Genomic DNA, 17,830 nt, shown 5'->3' on the forward strand with positions numbered 1-17,830 from the left:
AGTGAAGGGCCGATCGCCGGATCTCCCCGGCGTGGTCCTGGGTTTGAAGAGGGGGGTTCTGGCGATCACCGGAAGCCGGTCTAGCGGGCCGTCCCGATCGCCATGTAGAGACTCGCAAACCTCGGCGACGGATACAACCCCTTCCGGAAGATTTTTTTTGATTCCTCGGTGTCGACTAGGTCACAGCCGTACTTCCATGGGGTGGATAGTGGCCTAAACGTTCGAGTGAAAGGACTTTAGCCCGTTCCGCTCACACAATCACACGCAGTGCACGGCGAACGCCTGTGAACGTCACGCTAGTCCGCAGCCCCAGGTGGTCACCGTCCATCTGAAGGGGCAGAGGGACCTTCGAATGCAAGGTGAAGCGGTCCAGGTCGTGCAGGGAGACCGCATGTCTGCCATGGGGTCCGCGCTCGGGGGACGAAGTGAGCAACTGGGTCGCATACCGGGCAACCGCAGCCGTCGACAGCCGCTTCAGACCGAGCACGTCGATGCCTTTATCGAACGACGCCTTAGGCGACGTGTACATCGGGCGATTGCCGAGATACGTCCAGGGCGACGTGTTCGAGACTATGGCGACGGCGAGATCGGCCACCGGGTCGGCGCCGGCCCTTTCCAGTGTGATCGTGCCGTGTCTGCGATGGGGTTCACCGATGAACTGCCTTGCTACTTGGCGGACATAGAGCGCGTGCGTCGACTTCTTGCCGCGCTCCCGTTCCCTTTCCACCCTGCCCACGACGCCCGCGTCGAAGCCCAGTCCGGCATTGAAAGTGAACCAGCGCTCCGGCACCGCCTCGTCCGCCGTGCCCGGCGTACCGGACGTCAGACCGAGGCCCACCACCCGCTCCCGGCGCTCGCGCAGCGCGTCCAGCAGGGCGCCGGTCGCCTCCACGGGATCGTTGGGCAGACCCAGCGCACGGGCGAAGACATTGGTCGATCCGCCGGGCACCACCGCGAGGCCGGGCAGCCGCTCCGGGTCGGGGCCGGCGTGCAGCAGGCCGTTGACCACCTCGTTCACGGTGCCGTCGCCGCCGAGGGCCACCACCATGTCGACGTCGTCACTCTCCGCAGCCGCCCGCCCCAGATCACGCGCGTGACCGCGGTACTCGGTGTTGACGACCTCCAGCTTCATCTCGCTGGCGAGCGCGTGGATCAGAACGTCGCGTCTGCGGGCGCTTGTGGTGGTTGCCGCCGGATTGACCACGAGAAGTGCACGCATGCATGGCAGCGTACCTACTGGGGGGTATCGAACCCAGGGCGAGTCGGAGATCCGGTTGCCCTCGCGGGCGTGAGCCTCGCCACGCGCCCCGGAGGGTGTCCCGGGCGCGGGGCTACCCTTCTCGGGTGAGCAGTGAGCAGACCCACGCGGAGACCGCCGACACCGCCCCGGCCGCCGGGGAACGCCCGCGACGCCTGACGTACGCCGCCGTACTGGCCGCGCTGGAGGGGATCGCCCTCGTCGTGGCGGGCGTGTGGATTCTCGCGCTCGGTCTGACCGGCGCCCCCGACGACCGGCAGCAGGCCGTCACCGGCGGGATCACGCTGCTGGCGCTCGCGCTGCTGCCGCTGCTCGCCGCGCGCGGGCTGTGGCTGAAGCGCCGCTGGAGCCGGGGCCCCGCCGTCATCACCCAGATCCTCGCCCTGCCGGTCGCCTACAACCTGCTCCAGGCCGACAGCATCGCCATCCCGGCGGGCATCGGCCTGGCGGCGGTCTCGGTGGCCGCGCTGGTGCTGCTGGTCAACCCCGCCACGACCCGCGCCCTCGGGATCACCGGGCCGGGTCGCGCCGAATAACGCGGAGACGGGGGACGACGGGGGACTACTCCTCCACGAGGAGCTTCTCCCGCAGCTGGGCCAGCGTGCGGGCCAGCAGCCGGGAGACGTGCATCTGCGAGATGCCGACCTCCTGCGCGATCTGCGACTGGGTCATGTTCCCGAAGAACCGCAGCAGCAGGATGCGCTTCTCGCGCGGCGGGAGATCCTCCAGCAGCGGCTTGAGCGACTCCCGGTACTCCACCCCCTCCAGCGCCTCGTCCTCCGCGCCGAGGGTGTCGGCGACCGCCGGGGACTCGTCGTCGGTGTCGGGGACGTCCAGCGACAGCGTGGAGTACGCGTTCGCCGACTCCAGCCCCTCCAGCACCTCCTCCTCGGAGATGGCCAGCTTCTCGGCCAGCTCGTGCACCGTGGGGGAGCGGCCGTGCAGCTGGGACAGCTCGGCCGTGGCCGTGGTCAGCGCCAGCCGCAGCTCCTGCAGCCGGCGCGGCACCCGGACCGCCCAGCCCTTGTCGCGGAAGTGCCGCTTGATCTCGCCGACCACCGTGGGAGTGGCGTACGTGGAGAACTCCACGCCCCGCTCCGGATCGAACCGGTCCACGGACTTGATCAGCCCGATGGTGGCCACCTGCGTGAGGTCGTCCAGCGGCTCGCCCCGGTTGCGGAAGCGGCGCGCCAGATGCTCGACGAGCGGCAGGTGCATGCGGACCAGCCGGTTGCGCAGCTCCGCGTACTCCGGGCTGCCGTCCTCGAGGCCGCGCAGCTCGATGAACAGCGCCCGCGCCCCGCTGCGGTCATGAGGGTCGTGCTGTGCCGCCCGCACGGCCTCCGCGCCCGGCGCGGCGCCCTCGGGGTATCGCTCGTGCTCGCTCATCGTCCCGCCCGTAGCCCTTCCCCGAGCCCTCGCCCCCGCGCGGCCGGCGGATCGGTCCCCGCCGCGCTCCCCCGGGGGCGCGCTCCGCACGGCGCCCCCGCGGCCGGCCTGCGCGGAGTCGTCCTCCGGGTGGGGCCTGGCCTGCTCGGGGATGCCGTCGACGCCGCCGGCCATGTGCCGGGAACCGTCCTGGGGGCCCGCCCGCAGGCTCTCGGCCTTCCCGGTCGGCAGTTCCCGCGCGCCGCGCTCTTCGTCACGCACCGGACCGTCCCCGTTCCTCACGCCGGGCCGGGGCCCGCGCCGCGCTGTTTGTAGAGGCTGATCGACACGGTCCGGTCCTCGTCGACGGCGGACGACACCTTGCCCGCCAGGGCCGACAGCACGGTCCAGGCGAACGTGTCGCGCGACGGGGCGTGGCCGTCGGTGGTCGGAGCGGACACCGTGACCTCCAGCGAGTCGTCGACGAGCCGGAAGACGCAGCTCAGGACGGATCCCGGCACGGCCTGCTGGAGCAGGATCGCGCAGGCCTCGTCCACCGCGATGCGCAGGTCCTCGATCTCGTCCAGGGTGAAGTCCAAGCGGGCCGCCAGACCGGCCGTGGCCGTCCGCAGCACCGACAGGTAGGCACCCGCGGCCGGCAGCCGGACTTCCACGAAGTCCTGGTTCGCCGTGGGCTCGCCTGCGATCTGGGACACCCTCACCTCCATGGTGGTACAAGCTTTACGGGGCCGAGGGTCGCCCCCCGGCGTAACGCGTACGTGGTTCCGCGGTGACGCTATCGCGCTCGGAACGTTTCTGTCCCCGCGCCCCCGCCCCCTGGCGTTACTCACAGTAAAGCTCCGTATACGCTCCGTGTCTAGGGGGTTGGGCGGATTCAAATGGGAAGAGCGCGCGCCGGGTTGACGTACCCAGGCACCGGCCGGTCGAACCGTCGGGGAACCGCGGCGCCGCGTGGCCGCCCCCGGTCCCGCCGTGCCGTCCACTCTCACACGAGTACGTGGTCCACGAAACACCACCGCCAGTCGTCTCCGGGTTCGAACGTCCGCATCACCGGATGGCCCGAGTCCGAGTGGTGCCTCGTCGCGTGCCGGTTCGGCGAGGAGTCGCAGCACGCGACATGGCCGCAGCTGAGGCAGATCCGCAGCTGCACCGGGTCCGTCCCCTCGGCCAGACACTCCAGGCATGTCTCACTCAGTGGGCCGGGTTCCGGGAGCGGCAGCGCGGCGACGTGCGTGCACTGTTTCATGATTGCCAGATTACGTCGGTTGCGCGCTCGGCCGCGCGGAGAACGAGGGTGGGCGAAGACATGGACGTGATGCCGCTCCTGCTGCTGATCGCGGGGAGCGCCGCTGTCGCGGGAATCGCCCGGCGCGGCCCGGTGCCCGCGCCGCTGCTGCTGGTCGGAGTCGGCCTCGCCGCGTCCTACGTGCCCGGTGTACCCGACTACACCCTCGACCCCGAGGTCGTCCTCCCGCTGCTGCTGCCCCCGCTGCTGTACACCTCGGCGAGCGACAGCTCCTACCTCGACCTGCGCGCCCAGCTCAGGCCGGTGGCACTGCTGTCGGTCGGCTACGTCCTGTTCGCCACCGTCGTCGTCGGCTGGGTCGCGCATCTGATCGTCCCCGGCCTGCCGCTGACCGCCGCGCTGGTGCTCGGCGCGGTGGTGGCGCCGCCCGACGCCGTCGCCGCCACCGCGGTCGCCCGCCGGCTGGGCCTGCCGTCCCGGATCACCACCATCCTCCAGGGCGAGTCCCTGCTCAACGACGCCACCGCCATCACCGGGTACAAGGTCGCCCTCGCGGCCGCCGTGGGCGAGGGCGCCACCTGGGCGGGCGGGCTGCTGGAGTTCCTGATCGCCGCGGTCGGCGGCGTCGGCGTCGGCCTCGTCCTCATGGCGCCCCTGCACTGGCTGCGCACCCACCTGCGCGAACCCCTGCTCCAGAACACCCTCTCCCTGCTCATCCCGTTCGTCGCCTACGCCGTCGCCGAGCAGTTCCACGCCTCCGGGGTGCTCGCGGTCGTGGTCGTGGCGCTCTACCTCGGACACCGGGCGTGGGAGGTCGACTTCGCCACCCGGCTCCAGGAGGAGGCGGTGTGGAAGATGGTCGCCTTCGTGCTGGAGTCCGCCGTCTTCGCCCTGATCGGCCTCCAGCTGCGGGTCGTCGTCGAGGGGCTCGGCGCGAACGAGGGCGCGCGGGCCGTCGGGTACGCGGCGATCCTCTTCGTGGTCGTCGTCCTCGCCCGCGTCACCTGGGTCTACCCGGCCGCCTTCCTGCCCCGCATCCTCTCCGCCCGCATCCGGGAACGCGAGGAGAACCCCACCTGGCGCGGCGCCCTGGTCACCGGCTGGGCCGGGATGCGCGGCGTGGTCTCCCTCGCCATCGCCTTCTCCATCCCGCTCACCGTGCACGGCGGCCACGCCTTCCCGCAGCGCAACCTGATCCTCTTCCTGACCTTCACCACCGTCATCGGCACCCTCGTCATCCAGGGCCTGAGCCTGCCCCCGCTGATCCGCGCCCTCCGCTTCCCCGCCCGCGACGCCCAGGCCGACACCCTCGCCGAGGCCAACGCCCAGGCCCAGGCGTCCCGCGCGGCGGAGACCAGGCTCGGCGAACTCCTCGCCGACGAGCGCAACGCCCTGCCGACCCCCCTCGCCGACCGCCTGCGCGCGGTGATGGAGCGCCGTCGCGACGCCGTCTGGGAGCGCCTCGGCCAGTCCAACCCCGTCACCGGCGAGTCCGTGGACGACACCTACCGGCGGCTGTCCCGCGAGATGATCAGCGCCGAACGCGACGTCTTCGTCCGCCTGCGCGACCTCCGCTACATCGACGACGAGATGCTCCGCGCCCTGCTCCGCCGCCTCGACCTGGAGGAGGCGGCCGCCTACCGCGAAGTGACCTAGGGCCTTTCTTCCGGATCAGGCCGGCTCGGGCCGACGGTGCCTCCGGGCCGACCCGAGCGGGGTCTGGTGCGTGCGGCTGCAAGGCAGAGGAGGGAGTCGACGCGGAGCGGTGGGGGTCCCCCCTGCTCGAGCGAAGTCGAGACCTTGGGGGAGAGTGACGACAACGCGGCAGACGTGCGTGCCAGGGCCCGCGACCCCGGCAAGATCCGGAAGACAGGCCCTAGTCACGCACCTGGTCACGCTCCGTGCCGTCGGGGAACGGCCGCCCGGTGACGACGGCGGCCACCGCGGTGCCGGGCGCGAAGGCGCCCTCCTCCGTCAGCGCGGTGAGGGCGCGCAGCAACTTGGCGACATACAGCCGCTCCACGGGCACCCCGTGGCGGTCCTCGAAGTCCGCCGCGAAGGTCTCCAGCTCCGGTGTCGTCCGCGCGTAGCCGCCGAAGTGGAACCGCTCCTCCAGCCACCAGTCGCCGGTGCGCGCGCCGAAGGCCCGCTCCTGGAGCGCCAGGACCTCCGCCTGAAGGAAACCCCCCTTGAGAACCGGAACCCCGAGCGCGCGCTGTCCGGGCGTGAGCCCGGCGGCCAGTCCGGCGAGCGTGCCACCGGTGCCGCAGGCCACCGCGACGACCTCCGCGCGGCCCCGCAGCTCCTCGCCCAGCACCACGCAGCCGCGCACGGCCTCGGCGTTGCTGCCTCCCTCGGGGATCACGTACGCGCCCTCCGCGCCGGACTCGCGCAGAATCCGCGCGAGGGTCTCCGGCTCGCCCTTGCGCCGGTACGCGGACCGGTCCAGGAAGTGAAGCCGCATGCCGTCGGCCGCGCACCTGGCCAGGGACGGGTTCAGCGGGCGCCCGGCCAGTTCGTCGCCGCGCACCACGCCGACCGTGGGCAGCCCGAGCAGCCGCCCGGCGGCCGCGGTGGCGCGCAGATGGTTGGAGTACGCGCCACCGAAGGTGACCAGCGCCCGCCCCCGCGCCGCCTCGATGTTCGGCACGAGCTTGCGCCACTTGTTGCCGATCAGCTGCGGGTGGATCAGATCGTCCCGCTTGAGCAGCAGTCGCACGCCGTGCCGGGAGAAACGGTCGTCCCGCACCTCCACGAGGGGGGAGGGGAGTGCCGGGGTGAGGGCTGCGGCGCTGGTCATCCGCCCATTGTCGCCTCGGGCGGCGTCACCGCGGTGAGCGGCGCTATCCCTTCAGCCGCTCCTTGACCAGCGCACGCAGCGAGGTCATGGTGAAGCCGCGCGGGTCCACCTTGCCCGGCTGCCACTCGCGGTGGCCGATCACCGAGCGTTCGGTCCAGCCGTGATGGCGGCAGATCGCGGCGGCGGACCGCACGATCGCCTCCATCTGCGCCTCGGGCCACGGGTCCTCGCCGTCGCCGAGGTTCTCGCACTCGAAGCCGTAGAAGTGCCGGTTGCCGTCGGTGTTGGACTCGTTGTCCGGTGGCAGCCCCTTCTCCGCGATGACCGCCCGCAGCACCTCGTCGTCACCGAGACCGGCGTGGTTGGCGCGGCCGTAGCCGACCAGGTGGACCCTGCCGTCCTTGGTGATCACGCCGTGGCACAGCGGGCCCGGGAGGTCCTCGTAGCCCTCGCGGCACAGCTCCACGGTGCGGGCGCTGCCGCTGGTCACCGTGTGATGGATCATGATGCCGTGGACCGGGCCCCAGGGGCCCTTGTGGTTGCGGTTGTGGACCCGCCAAGCGCCGACCTCCACGACCCTCAGGCCCTCGGCCTTGAGTGCGCTCAGAAATCCGCTCGCGGACATGGGTGGGGACATGGCCGCCTCCTTCGTACCGTTCTGGAAGTTCCGTACCGTGCGGGCCGGCCGCCCGCGGCGGCACACCCGTCACGCTGCTTGTACCGATGTCGGGCGGTGCGGACCACATCGTTCGCACGACGTGCGAGCCGATCCGGCCATTTCCCGGCCGGGAACACGCCGTGCCCGCGTGGACAAGGTCCCCCACTCTGCCCAGTAGTCCGATCATCCATTCCCCTCCTTTCGTGTAATGGTGCGGGCACGCTCCGTGATGAAAGGCTCGGCCCCGAGACCGGTGCCCGGCGAGATTCGGTACCGGGCATACATGGGAGGGCAATTCCTTATGTCGGTAGGCGAAGAGGTCCGCACGGAACAGGGCAAGCCGCAGCAGTCCCTCGGCACGGCGGCCGCGCGGAACCTGGCCACCACGACCAAGTCCGTACCCCAGATGCAGGAGATCAGCTCCCGCTGGCTGCTGCGCAACCTGCCCTGGGTGGACGTCCAGGGCGGCACGTACCGGGTGAACCGGCGGCTCACCTACGCCGTCGGCGACGGCCGCATCACCTTCGTGAAGACCGGGGACCAGGTCGAGGTCATCCCGGCCGAGCTGGGCGAACTGCCCGCGCTGCGTTCGTACGAGGACGAGGAGGTGCTCACCGAGCTGGCGCGCCGCTGCAGCCAGCGCGAGATCGCCGCGGGCGAGGTGATCAGCTCCTTCGGCACCCGGACCGAGGAGGTGTACCTGCTCGCCCACGGCCGGGTCGAGAAGGTCGGCACGGGCCCCTACGGCGACGACGCGGTCCTCGAAGTCCTCGCCGACGGCGCCTACTTCGGCGAGCAGACGCTCCTCGACCCCGACGCCATCTGGGAGTACACCGCCCGCGCGGCCACCGCGTGCACGGTGCTCGTCCTCAGCCGCCAGGACTTCGAGCAGGTCGCCGAGCGGTCCGACTCCCTCGGCGAGCACGTCGGCCGGCTGCGCGCGCTCCCGGACCAGCGGACCAACAAGTACGGCGAGAAGGAGGTCGAGCTGGCGGCCGGCCACTCCGGCGAGCCCGACATCCCGCACACCTTCGTCGACTACGAGGGGCGTCCCCGGGAGTACGAACTCAGCATCGCCCAGACCGTGCTGCGCATCCACTCCCGCGTGGCCGACCTCTACAACCAGCCGATGAACCAGACCGAGCAGCAGTTGCGGCTCACCGTCGAGGCGCTCAAGGAGCGCCAGGAGCACGAGCTGGTCAACAACCGCGAGTTCGGCCTCCTCCACAACTGCGAGTACGACCAGCGTCTCCAGCCGCACGACGGCGTCCCCGGCCCGGACGACCTGGACGAGCTGCTCAGCCGCCGCCGGGGCACCAAGTTCCTCCTCGCCCACCCGCGCGCCATCGCGGCGATCGGGCGCGAGCTGAACAAGCGCGGGCTGGTCCCGGAGACCATCGACGTGGGCGGCAACCGCATCCCCACCTGGCGCGGTGTGCCGATCTACCCCTGCAACAAGATCCCGGTCAGCGAGGCCCGCACCACCTCGATCATCGCCATGCGTACCGGCGAGGCCGACCAGGGCGTCATCGGCCTCAGGCAGTCCGGCCTGCCGGACGAGATCGAGCCCAGCCTGTCCGTCCGCTTCATGGGCATCAACGAGCAGGCGGTCATCAACTACCTGGTGACGGCCTACTACTCGGCCGCGGTGCTCGTGCCGGACGCGCTGGGCGTGCTGGAGAACGTCGAGATCGGCCGGTGGCGTTGAGGCGCCTGCCGCGTACGGCCGTTTCCCGCCCCGGCGGTCCCTGCCGCCGGGGCGGGCGGCCCCACCGTCACCGGAGTCCGTGAGGGGGAACCATGAACGAGGCCATGACGTCCGTGCCCGGTGGGCGCGAGGCGGCGGCGTCGGACGCCGTGCCGAGACCGCGGCCGGCGGCGGACGACCTGCCGGGGGGCGAGGCCGCGGCGGACGGCCATGAGGCCACCGTGCTGCTGGAGCGCACCCGGGGTGTCGTGGACCCCGAACTGCGCGCCGCCATCGACTCGTTGCCGCAGCAGCTGCGGCGGATCGCGCTCTACCACTTCGGCTGGAGCCACGCGGACGGCACTGAGGCCGCGGGCAACGCGGGCAAGGCGATCCGGCCCGCCCTCGTCCTCGCGGCGGCTTCCGCCCTGGGCGGCGCCGAGGCGCGGGCGGCGGCCGTGCGCGCCGCGGCCGCCGTGGAACTGGCGCACAACTTCACGCTGTTGCACGACGACGTGATGGACCGCGACACCACCCGCAGGCACCGGCCCACCGCCTGGACCGTGTTCGGCGAACCCGACGCGATCCTCGCCGGTGACGCCGTCCAGGCCCTGGCCCTGCGGCTGCTCGCCGACGACCCGCATCCGGCCGCGGGCCGGGCGGCGGTCCGGCTCACCGAGTGCGTCATCGAGCTGTGCGCCGGCCAGCAGACCGACACCGCCCTGGAACAGCGCGCACCCGGCGAGGTCACGCTCGACGAGGTGCTCGCCATGGCGGAGGCCAAGACCGGCGCGCTGATCGGCTGCGCCTGCGCCGTGGGCGCGCTGTACGCGGGCGCCGAGGACGAGGTCGTGGCGGCGCTGGACACCTTCGGCCGACAGGCCGGGCTGGCGTTCCAGCTCATCGACGACGTGATCGGCATATGGGGCGACCCCCGGCGCACGGGCAAGCCGGCCGGCGCCGACCTCGCCGTCCGTAAGAAGTCCCTGCCGGTGGTCGCCGCGCTCACCTCCGGCACCCCGGCGGCGGCCGAGCTGGCCACGCTGTACGCCCGCCCGCACCAGGCGGGGGACAGCGGCGAGATCGCCCGCGCCACGGCCGCCGTGGAGCAGGCGGGCGGCCGTGACTGGGCACAGGCGGAGGCGGCGGACCGCATGGCCCGGGCGGTCCAGGAGCTGGCCCGCGCGGTCCCGGCCCCGGAGGCGGCGGGCGGCCTGCTGGCCCTGGCGGAGTTCGTCACCCGGCGCAGCAGCTGAGCATCTCCACCGGGCCCCGCGCATCCCCACGGTGCGCGGGGCCCGGCCGCTCTAAGCTGGAGGTATGGACAGGGAAGGCGCTGTCTGCCCCGCCTGCGGACACCCCGTCGACACGGTCGTCGCCCGCCACAAGACGCTGGGCGCGTGGGTGCCGGTCTGGAAGGCGGGCCCGTGCCACAACCCCGGCTGCGCCGAGTCGGCGGACGCCCCGGACCGTAGCGTGGGGGCCATGCCGAAGCAGCAGCCCATCCTCCACCTCACCGAGCGCGCCCTGTGGGACTCGGCCCGCGAGCGGGGCACCTACGAGATCTCCACCCGCGGCCGCACCCTGGGCGAGGTCGGCTACATCCACTTCTCCACCCGCGCCCAACTCCCGCGCGTGGCGGCCTTCCTGTACGGCGAGGACCCCGGCCGGGACGACCTGGTGACCCTGGTTGTCGACCCCGCCCTGCTCGACGTACCGCTGCGCTACGAGCCGATGCCCCCGGAGGGCGAGGAGTTCCCGCACGTGTACGGCCCGCTGCCGGTGGCCGCGGTGGTGGATGTGGAGCCGTGGGGCGGGGCGCGGACAGCCGGGCCGCGGACAGCCGGGTAGGGCGGCACACAGAAGACCGCACCCGGCGCCTCTCGGGCACCGGGTGCGGTCGGGGCCGCCGCGGGCCTCAGGGAATCCGCGGGTCGGCGAGGCCGGCCGGAGGGACCGGGCCTGGAGGCATCAAGCCTTCTTCGTCTCCTAGTAGTGGGCCAGGTTGGTGACCTGCGGGGATGATTCCTGCGGGGCGCTGACCTGGCCTTTTGGTGATTGATGGCGATGGGGTGCGATGGTCTTGAGCGGGTGTCTTGCGGACTGTGTGCGGACCGCTGGCGCTCGTGGGCAGTAGCGATCCGGATACGTCGACAGGCCCGAGTCATTCCGGTAAGTGACACTTCCTCGCCATCGCCGCAACCCTCATATGCCACCGCAGGCTCACCAACTGAAATGACGCCAGAGGCGGTCGCTGGCGGTCCTTCATCCGGACGCGGCGTTTCGGCAATCAGTTTGGATGGCTGTGCCTAAAGCGCTCCGCAGTGAACGCGCGCTTGCCGACCACGGTCCCCATCGTGGCCGATGGGGCGCTGGTGGAGTGGGGACCTGCGTCGGTGCGGCGTGCCGCGGTTTCCCACGAAATCCGGTGGAGTCTCAGCGGCCGGAAGTGGTTGGGTCCTGCTCAATGCTTCGCTGACACGGCCCGGCACAGTGCGAGGCGCAAGGTCCGAATCGCAGGCGCGGTCTAGCCCGCGTGGCGTCGAGTGATGGAGGCTATCGCGGTGGCTGGTTATGGGGCGCTTTCCGACGTATACGAGTGGCTGATCGGTGACGACAGGTTGACCCCCGCCAAGGCAGCCGCGGTTTACTACAGCGATGTCGTGGGCTCTCTGCCGCCCAACGCGCGCGTCCTCGACTGCGCGTGTGGAACCGGCCAGCTCGCCGTCGGTCTCGCGAGTCTTGGCCTTGACGTGGTCGCCGCAGACGCCAGCAATGGGATGGTTCGCCGGACCGAGAAGGCCGCCGACGAGCAGGGTGTCTCGCTTCGAGCCCTCCGCGCGAGCTGGGATGAGCTGCCCGACCACCTGGAGGACTCCACGTTCGATCTGGTGTTCTGCGTCGGCAACTCGCTCGGGCACGCCGAGGGCGCAGCCGGGCGCCTGACCGCACTGGAAGCGATGTCGCGGCTGCTGAATCCGGGCGGACGCCTTGTGCTCCACTCACGCAACTGGGAGCTCGTGCGCTCCGCCGGCTCACGGGTAGACGTCCGCGATCGACTCATCCGCCGCAACGACCGCGATGCGGTCGTCAGCTACTACTGGCAGATCGAGCAGCGCTGGGAGCAGGAACACTTCCTCGAGATCGTGGTCGCCCAGATCGAGCCGGATGGGGCAGTGCGAGCCTGCTCGGAGCGGTTGTCCATCTGGCCCTACCGGTACGAGGACCTCGTGGCGCAGTTGCGGAGTGTCGGGCTCACGGTGCAGTCCACCACCTTCGACCCCGAGAACGATGGATACCTGGTGGTCGCCAGCCGCGACCAGGCGCGAGGCACGTCTGAGCCGGCGCGCTGATCCGCCTTTCGTCGTCGTTGCCAACCTGCCAGCTCGCGACCGCCTGCAGTGCTTCGCGAAGTGTTCAGCGCTTGAAGCGGTTGCTGCGGGTGCGGTCCTCACCCTGCATCTGACCTGCTCAAGCTGAGGTTGGAAACAGCTCACTGCCCAGGTCACACCTGCATATCCGCTCCCGACCTGCAGAGTTGGAGGATCCCGCGCCGCAGCCCTCCCCGGTCGCGCGCTTGATATCTAGTCCTCGCGCCCCTACACAATCCTCCGCTACCTGATCACGACTCAACGACCATCATGGCCAGAGCCTTGCAGTCTGTATGGATCAGAATCAGGACGTAACCGGCTAAGCATATAAATACTCCCTGAGTTCCGGGAAGCTACAAAAACCCCATACTCCTGAACCGCCCCACGGCTAGCATTACGCCCCTAGATGCGGCACGAGCACCATGGCAGTGGAGTCGGCATGACCGTCACGGACAACGAAACCCCTGATGCAGGGGTCCCGAAGAGTACGGGGGCGAGCGATGAGGAGAAGAAGCTCTCCCTGCTCACCTATGCCGACCTGGCCGAGGCTGCAACCAGGATGCAGGCTGGTGCGACTAAGACGAAAGCGGGCTGGGAGAACCTGCGAGCGTTGATTGCTCGACTCCAAGGCGAGAATGCAGGTGCGCTTGACCCTACCCAGGGGGAGGCGTGGGGAATAAAGGGACTTCGCCTTTGCGGATTCCAGGGAACTACATCTGAATTTTTCATGCAGATCGATCCCTCTCCCGGGATCAGTATCTATCACGGGCCGAACGGATCTGGGAAGTCGACCATTTCTGATGGTATTCGAACCGCCATCTCCGGAAAAACGGGATGGTGGGCCGATGTAGCCGCGCCGACAGGGCGAAGCAAATTTGACCCGCTCTGGGAAAAGATCAACAGGGCTCGTGACAGTGCACAATCTTGGGCAGAAGTCACCCTTGTGCGAAACAGCGAAGAGCTGGTCCTGAGGTGCGAACTCACTGACGACGGCGAAGTCAAGGATGCTTACGGCGAATGGACAACCTCATCTGGCAAAGCTTGCCGTGTTGATATGGGAAGTGCGTGGCGTCACGCATTGGAAGGACATCCGCCTGTCTTTTCGTACGCCGAGGTGGAGCGGCGTGTTCAGCAGAGTAACGATTTGCAGCGCTATATCGCCAATCTCCTTGCACTCGGAGGGGCGTTCACACATCTAGAGGCCCTGGTGTCCGAGTTGAGTGAGGCTGCTGCGGCGAGTAAAAAGAAAATCGATGCCGCTCTCAAGGATGGCAAAGCCCGGGTCGCCGAGGTTGACCATCAATTTCGCCTCGACGAGCCAGCGGTCGATATCGGTGACATTTCCTGGCCGGCAATTGATGATGATGTCGAGGACTGGCTAACGCGACATAATCTTGTGGACGCCGGCTCGCTCACGGTCGAAGTCACAGGCGCAGACGTAGAACGCCTGAGAGTGGCGATGTCAGGCGTGGATGCCGCGTTCCAGAAACTGGAAAGCGCCCCCGAGCTGACTAGTCCGAGAATTGCTCAGCATCTGGATGCTCTTTATAAGGATGCTGTGGAGATTACTTCGCCTGGTTCGATATGCCCTGTTTGCAATTCGATAGTCGATAACTGGGTAGAAACCCTGCAGGAGAACGTAGAGAGACATGCCGTGCTGTCGCCGATTCACGAAGAGGCGCGCGATGCATTGAGTGACCTCAGGGACGCGTCTGTCGTAGTGAATTGCGTAGCGGAAGTTCTCGCGCTGATTAGCTCGACTGGACATGGCTACAGGATTGCATCGACGGCTGCAGCGAAGGTTGCAGAGCGCCTTCGCGCCGTGATGAGTTCTTACGGAAGCCGGCCTGCGCCGGAGGTGCGTGAGGGGTTCCTGGCCCTTAGGAACTCCATCAGTACTGCCGACTGGGATGGGGCAAGCGCCGCGGCAGTCGAAGCGAGCGAGATCACGCGGAAGTGGCTTCGGGAGCGCAGAGGGGCTCTTGAGAACTTTTTGCATATCTGGCGCACGGAGCAGTAAAAGGCCAGGGAGAGCGCCCTGTGGCAAGAGACCAAGAAGTGTTCCAGTACTCTCGCTGACAAGCTGCGAAAAGAACGCACGGAACACTTTAAGGAAAAGGCCGATAAGCGAGTCAGGCAGTTGCTTGAGGACGTTGGCATCTATCTGGATGGGATTCATCTGACGACAACCAGAGCCGACGTGAGTGTGAGCAATTCGAGTGGTCAGGAATTGCAGCTGTCCATGCTGAGTGCCGGGCAGAGAAACGCCTTCCTGCTCGCCCCATTGCTCTCTACTGCAGAGTCGGGACCTTTCTCATTTCTGATCCTGGACGACCCTGTTCATGCATTTGATGAGATCCGAGTTGATCGTCTGGCCGCAGTCTTGGTCGATCTCAGTTTCGAGAGGCGGGTTATCGTTTTTACCCATGATGAACGGCTGAAGCAGCACCTCCTTGCTCGGGCAGCTAACGGTCAAGCCTGGCGAGTAAGCCGCGATGTCGAGAAGGGGGAAATCAGCATCGAATCAACGGATGAGATGTGGAGGGTCCTGCTCGATGATGCGCGAAATATCGTCACTTGGGCTCCACGACCGTCACCTACGACCTATCTGACCGAAGCGCAGGTTGTTAGGGGGCTTTGTCGGCAGGCGGTCGATCATGCTCTGCATTCTTGCGTTGTCCGCTACTCGCTAGCGCAGAGGCAGGATGTGGCACGCAATGTTTCATCTATTGACGCAGTTGACAATACCCCCAAGAGGGTGGCTTTTGCGGAAGAGCTTATAAATCAGACCCATAGTGGTAGAAACCCGATCGATGAGTTCAGTAAGATCTGTGGGCATTACCTGCGTGGCTGGAACAAGGCGGTTCACGGATCTGATGACGCGAAGGCAAACCTGACCCTGGAGATCGAAAAGGCGTGGGAGGCTTGCGCAGTGATCACTTCTTGGGACTTCTCGTGAAGCTCGACACCGCGTCTCGACGCCGCATTGAAGTGTTTGAGTTGAGGCTCCGTATCGAGTTGGCCACTATCGAGGCTTACCATAGAGTTTGTCAGCCGGAAAATCCGCTTCTGTTCATCAATAACGTACCAGGTCGGCTCTCCATCGTTATCGGCCTGGTGCCCCCAGAGGAATTTGTGGAAGCGGCAGGGTTGGTGCGCTTGGTCAGGCATGTTTACGGCCGAGCATCGGATATCCTGCACGGTCGATCGAGTATGGTTGATGCCCCCGCCGTGATAATCGACGAATGGCGCAGTATCGTTGAGAGGTTGGAGACTCTAGCTGGCGTACAGCCAGTTGTGGATTCGAACTAAAGATTTCTGGATGCTCGATTACCAGCCCACTGTATACGCTCTGCTTGCCTCAATAGCGGTAGTGTTGAAAACGGCCGCTTGGAAGGCGTCGGCGTCTCTACCGCCAGCCATCGAGGGAGACTTCCGGGCCGTTGGCAAGATAGCTGCGGAGCGCGCTGGCGGTAGTGTCCACGAATTCCTCTGGGATAGCGTCGGCGTCAACCCAGCGGACCTGCGCGTGCTTGCGCGGTTCGCGATTCACGGGCTCGCCGGTCCATTCGTGGGCGGCGAAGACGACGGTGAGGAAGCCATTGGGGGCTTCCACGCCCCAGGCGCCATGGATGATGTGGGCGACCTTCAAGCACTCGGGCTTCACGGTCAGGCCCGTCTCCTCGTACAGCTCTCGCACCGCCGTCTCGGTGATGGGCTCGCCGGGTTCGCTCTTGCCGACCGGGAGGTCCCACATGCCCTGGGCGAACTTGGCGTTCTGGCTGCGCTGGAGGAGGACGACGCTGTTGGTGGCCTTGTCGTGGACGATGACGGCGGCGACCAGCAGGGTCATGGATTCGAGAGCGGGCGGCAGGGCTTTGGGCTGGTCGTCGGTTGTCCGCTGAGCCACGGCTTGTGTCCCTTCGTCGGCCGGATGGTGGCAGCTTAGGCCAGTGCTTCGCGTGCGCGGCGGGCGAGTTCGGCGGCTCCGGGCACTTTGCGGCGCTGATAGATCGAGAGGGTGGAGCGGAGCGAGGTGATCGCTTTGCGGGTGCGGTCGGACGTCATTCCCTCCATCAGGTTCAGGGCCTGTGACCAGGCGGTGACGGCTTCGTCGGCTCGGGCCTGGGCGGCGAGGCTGTCGCCGAGATCGGCGTGAGTGAGGGCGTGGACGCGCTTGTACTTCTCAGGGTCCCAGCGCACCAGGGCGTCGCGGTGTTGTTGTTCGGTGCCGACGTGGTCGGCGAGGTCGGTCAGGGTGCGGGCGGTGTGGCTGGCGACGGTGCCGGCGGCCGGGCCACTGACTCGGGAGTAGCTGGGCTGGGGGCCATCGTCACGCAGGAGGGCATCCTCAGCGGCGAGCAGGGCACGGGCTGCCGCGGGCCTCTCACCCACGGCAGCGTATGCGCGGGCGTGAGTGATGTGCAGCAGCGCCTCGGTCTGGCCATCGACGTGGCCCAGACCGCGGGTGAGGGCCCCTTCGACGAGGTCGACGCAGTGGTGGGGCTGTTTGAGGCTGAGGGCTTGGTGGGCGAGGGCGCGCATCATCCAGGCGGCGTGACCGCGCGGGTCGGCTTCACAGGCGAGTTGGTAGCCGACCTGGTAGTAACGCTGAGCGGCGCCTTCTTGGCCGAGGTCGTGGTGCTTCCATCCGGCTAGGTAAGCGAGCTCGGCAACGGCGCCGAAGGCGGCCTGCCGTAAGGCTTCGTTCGGGAAGCGTCCGCGGAGCGTGGGGGCGGCGGTGTCGGCGAGGTAGGCGGTGACGGTGGTCAGCCCGTGGCCTCCGCCGAGGCGTTCGTCGGCCGCACTGAAGGCTGCGGTGATCTGCCGTACGACCTCCACGTCCTCGATCCCGACCAGCGAGCTGCCGGTGCGGGCCCGCAACATGCGGGCGGTGGCCTCGTGGTCGTAGAAGAGCGGCATAGCCACGCCAGCCGTGGTGAAGGCAGCCACGGCCAGGAAACGGCGGCGCTCGACGTCGGCACGTCCCAGATCGGTGGCGGCCAGAACAGGATCGGGCTCTTCCGACGCAGCAGTTTCGGGCGCTCGCAGGCCGATCTCGACCGAGGTGATGGTGCGGCCTGCTCGGCGGGACAGCGCCTCAGCGAGGTACTGGCCGGTCCGTCCGGTCGGCCGACGTGTGCCGTTGGCCCAGTGAGAGACGGCCGACTTGTTGGTCTGGAGGATCTCGCCGTTCTCGGTCGCGATACGCCGGATGTCCTTCGCCAGAGCCTCGTAGGTGCAGCCGATCGCCTCGATGACGTCACGCAGGCGGGAGTTGGGACCTCTCGGCGCTGCTGCCACGATCGCCTCCGCTCAGGAGCTGTAAACCGCGTATACCGCTTCAACTGCCTCTCACCGTACCCACTGTGCGTGACGGAGGGTTCACTAATCATCAGCCGCCCGGCCCCGGTCCGACAC

17 protein-coding genes are annotated in these 17,830 nt (G+C 68.4%); 9 read left to right on the top strand and 8 right to left on the bottom strand.

The features are described from left to right. Positions 1-250 precede the first annotated feature (250 nt). A complete protein-coding gene (locus tag ABZ898_RS01275; protein WP_361651561.1) occupies positions 251-1,219 on the bottom strand; it encodes a diacylglycerol kinase family protein in 969 nt (322 codons plus the stop codon). Between the two features lie 125 nt (positions 1,220-1,344). On the opposite strand from ABZ898_RS01275, the gene ABZ898_RS01280 reads away from it, so the two are divergent. Next, the gene (locus ABZ898_RS01280) at positions 1,345-1,794 is read left to right on the top strand and encodes a hypothetical protein (protein ID WP_361651563.1); all 450 of its coding nucleotides are present in this window, start codon (positions 1,345-1,347) and stop codon (positions 1,792-1,794) included. A gap of 25 nt (positions 1,795-1,819) precedes the next feature. On the opposite strand, the gene ABZ898_RS01285 is transcribed toward ABZ898_RS01280, so the two are convergent. From ABZ898_RS01285 to ABZ898_RS01295, 3 genes are all read right to left on the bottom strand, one after another. Continuing rightward, complete coding sequence (locus ABZ898_RS01285; protein WP_361651565.1) at positions 1,820-2,929, bottom strand: RNA polymerase sigma factor SigF; 1,110 nt, start codon at positions 2,927-2,929, stop codon at positions 1,820-1,822. Further along, positions 2,926-3,342, bottom strand: a complete 417-nt coding sequence (locus ABZ898_RS01290) for an anti-sigma regulatory factor (protein ID WP_018544439.1) — start codon at positions 3,340-3,342, stop codon at positions 2,926-2,928. Before ABZ898_RS01290 ends, ABZ898_RS01285 begins: the two co-directional genes overlap by 4 nt. Positions 3,343-3,632: 290 nt before the next feature. Then, the gene (locus tag ABZ898_RS01295) at positions 3,633-3,893 is read right to left on the bottom strand and encodes a UBP-type zinc finger domain-containing protein (protein ID WP_361651567.1); all 261 of its coding nucleotides are present in this window, start codon (positions 3,891-3,893) and stop codon (positions 3,633-3,635) included. 60 nt (positions 3,894-3,953) lie between these two features. On the opposite strand from ABZ898_RS01295, the gene ABZ898_RS01300 reads away from it, so the two are divergent. Next, positions 3,954-5,549 carry a Na+/H+ antiporter gene (locus ABZ898_RS01300; RefSeq protein WP_361651569.1) on the top strand — a complete coding sequence of 532 codons (1,596 nt, stop codon included), beginning with the start codon at positions 3,954-3,956 and terminating at the stop codon, positions 5,547-5,549. 220 nt (positions 5,550-5,769) lie between these two features. Here ABZ898_RS01300 and ABZ898_RS01305 read toward each other — a convergent pair whose 3' ends face one another. After that, a complete protein-coding gene (locus tag ABZ898_RS01305) occupies positions 5,770-6,693 on the bottom strand; it encodes a pyridoxal-phosphate dependent enzyme (RefSeq protein ID WP_361651571.1) in 924 nt (307 codons plus the stop codon). A gap of 43 nt (positions 6,694-6,736) precedes the next feature. Continuing rightward, on the bottom strand, positions 6,737-7,330 hold the full coding sequence (locus tag ABZ898_RS01310) for an N-acetylmuramoyl-L-alanine amidase (RefSeq protein ID WP_361651573.1): 594 nt from the start codon (positions 7,328-7,330) through the stop codon (positions 6,737-6,739). Between the two features lie 322 nt (positions 7,331-7,652). Here ABZ898_RS01310 and ABZ898_RS01315 point away from each other — a divergent pair, with 322 nt between their 5' ends. From ABZ898_RS01315 to ABZ898_RS01345, 7 genes are all read left to right on the top strand, one after another. Further along, complete coding sequence (locus ABZ898_RS01315; RefSeq protein ID WP_361651575.1) at positions 7,653-9,059, top strand: family 2B encapsulin nanocompartment shell protein; 1,407 nt, start codon at positions 7,653-7,655, stop codon at positions 9,057-9,059. A gap of 92 nt (positions 9,060-9,151) precedes the next feature. Continuing rightward, positions 9,152-10,294 (top strand): family 2 encapsulin nanocompartment cargo protein polyprenyl transferase, encoded by a 1,143-nt coding sequence (locus tag ABZ898_RS01320; protein ID WP_361651577.1) that lies wholly within the window; start codon positions 9,152-9,154, stop codon positions 10,292-10,294. Positions 10,295-10,523: 229 nt separating this feature from the next. Next, positions 10,524-10,889, top strand: coding sequence for a DUF952 domain-containing protein (locus tag ABZ898_RS01325; protein WP_361652257.1), 366 nt, complete (start codon positions 10,524-10,526; stop codon positions 10,887-10,889). Positions 10,890-11,587: 698 nt separating this feature from the next. Continuing rightward, the gene (locus tag ABZ898_RS01330) at positions 11,588-12,391 is read left to right on the top strand and encodes a class I SAM-dependent methyltransferase (protein WP_361651579.1); all 804 of its coding nucleotides are present in this window, start codon (positions 11,588-11,590) and stop codon (positions 12,389-12,391) included. Between the two features lie 457 nt (positions 12,392-12,848). Beyond that, the gene (locus tag ABZ898_RS01335) at positions 12,849-14,429 is read left to right on the top strand and encodes an AAA family ATPase (RefSeq protein ID WP_361651581.1); all 1,581 of its coding nucleotides are present in this window, start codon (positions 12,849-12,851) and stop codon (positions 14,427-14,429) included. A 180-nt stretch (positions 14,430-14,609) separates the two neighbouring features. Beyond that, positions 14,610-15,368, top strand: a complete 759-nt coding sequence (locus ABZ898_RS01340; RefSeq protein ID WP_361651583.1) for a hypothetical protein — start codon at positions 14,610-14,612, stop codon at positions 15,366-15,368. After that, the gene (locus ABZ898_RS01345; RefSeq protein ID WP_361651585.1) at positions 15,365-15,721 is read left to right on the top strand and encodes a hypothetical protein; all 357 of its coding nucleotides are present in this window, start codon (positions 15,365-15,367) and stop codon (positions 15,719-15,721) included. The genes ABZ898_RS01340 and ABZ898_RS01345 overlap by 4 nt, the downstream gene beginning before the upstream one ends. Positions 15,722-15,818: 97 nt before the next feature. On the opposite strand, the gene ABZ898_RS01350 is transcribed toward ABZ898_RS01345, so the two are convergent. Together ABZ898_RS01350 and ABZ898_RS01355 are read right to left on the bottom strand one after the other, a co-directional pair. Next, on the bottom strand, positions 15,819-16,319 hold the full coding sequence (locus ABZ898_RS01350; RefSeq protein ID WP_361651586.1) for an NUDIX domain-containing protein: 501 nt from the start codon (positions 16,317-16,319) through the stop codon (positions 15,819-15,821). A 35-nt stretch (positions 16,320-16,354) separates the two neighbouring features. Beyond that, on the bottom strand, positions 16,355-17,713 hold the full coding sequence (locus ABZ898_RS01355) for a tetratricopeptide repeat protein (protein WP_361651588.1): 1,359 nt from the start codon (positions 17,711-17,713) through the stop codon (positions 16,355-16,357). Between the last annotated feature and the right edge of the window lie 117 nt (positions 17,714-17,830).

The organism is Streptomyces sp. NPDC046860 (assembly GCF_040645115.1).
GTDB lineage: Bacteria > Actinomycetota > Actinomycetes > Streptomycetales > Streptomycetaceae > Streptomyces.

Excerpts from the sequence above, each read along its gene's own strand:
- ABZ898_RS01320 (WP_361651577.1), top strand. The coding sequence starts at position 9,152 with ATGAACGAGGCCATGACGTCCGTGCCCGGTGGGCGCGAGGCGGCGGCG.
- ABZ898_RS01330 (WP_361651579.1), top strand. The coding sequence starts at position 11,588 with ATGGAGGCTATCGCGGTGGCTGGTTATGGGGCGCTTTCCGACGTATAC.
- ABZ898_RS01305 (WP_361651571.1), bottom strand. The coding sequence starts at position 6,693 with ATGACCAGCGCCGCAGCCCTCACCCCGGCACTCCCCTCCCCCCTCGTG.
- ABZ898_RS01310 (WP_361651573.1), bottom strand. The coding sequence starts at position 7,330 with ATGTCCCCACCCATGTCCGCGAGCGGATTTCTGAGCGCACTCAAGGCC.
- ABZ898_RS01325 (WP_361652257.1), top strand. The coding sequence starts at position 10,524 with ATGCCGAAGCAGCAGCCCATCCTCCACCTCACCGAGCGCGCCCTGTGG.
- ABZ898_RS01295 (WP_361651567.1), bottom strand. The coding sequence starts at position 3,893 with ATGAAACAGTGCACGCACGTCGCCGCGCTGCCGCTCCCGGAACCCGGC.
- ABZ898_RS01335 (WP_361651581.1), top strand. The coding sequence starts at position 12,849 with ATGACCGTCACGGACAACGAAACCCCTGATGCAGGGGTCCCGAAGAGT.
- ABZ898_RS01275 (WP_361651561.1), bottom strand. The coding sequence starts at position 1,219 with ATGCGTGCACTTCTCGTGGTCAATCCGGCGGCAACCACCACAAGCGCC.
- ABZ898_RS01300 (WP_361651569.1), top strand. The coding sequence starts at position 3,954 with ATGGACGTGATGCCGCTCCTGCTGCTGATCGCGGGGAGCGCCGCTGTC.
- ABZ898_RS01315 (WP_361651575.1), top strand. The coding sequence starts at position 7,653 with ATGTCGGTAGGCGAAGAGGTCCGCACGGAACAGGGCAAGCCGCAGCAG.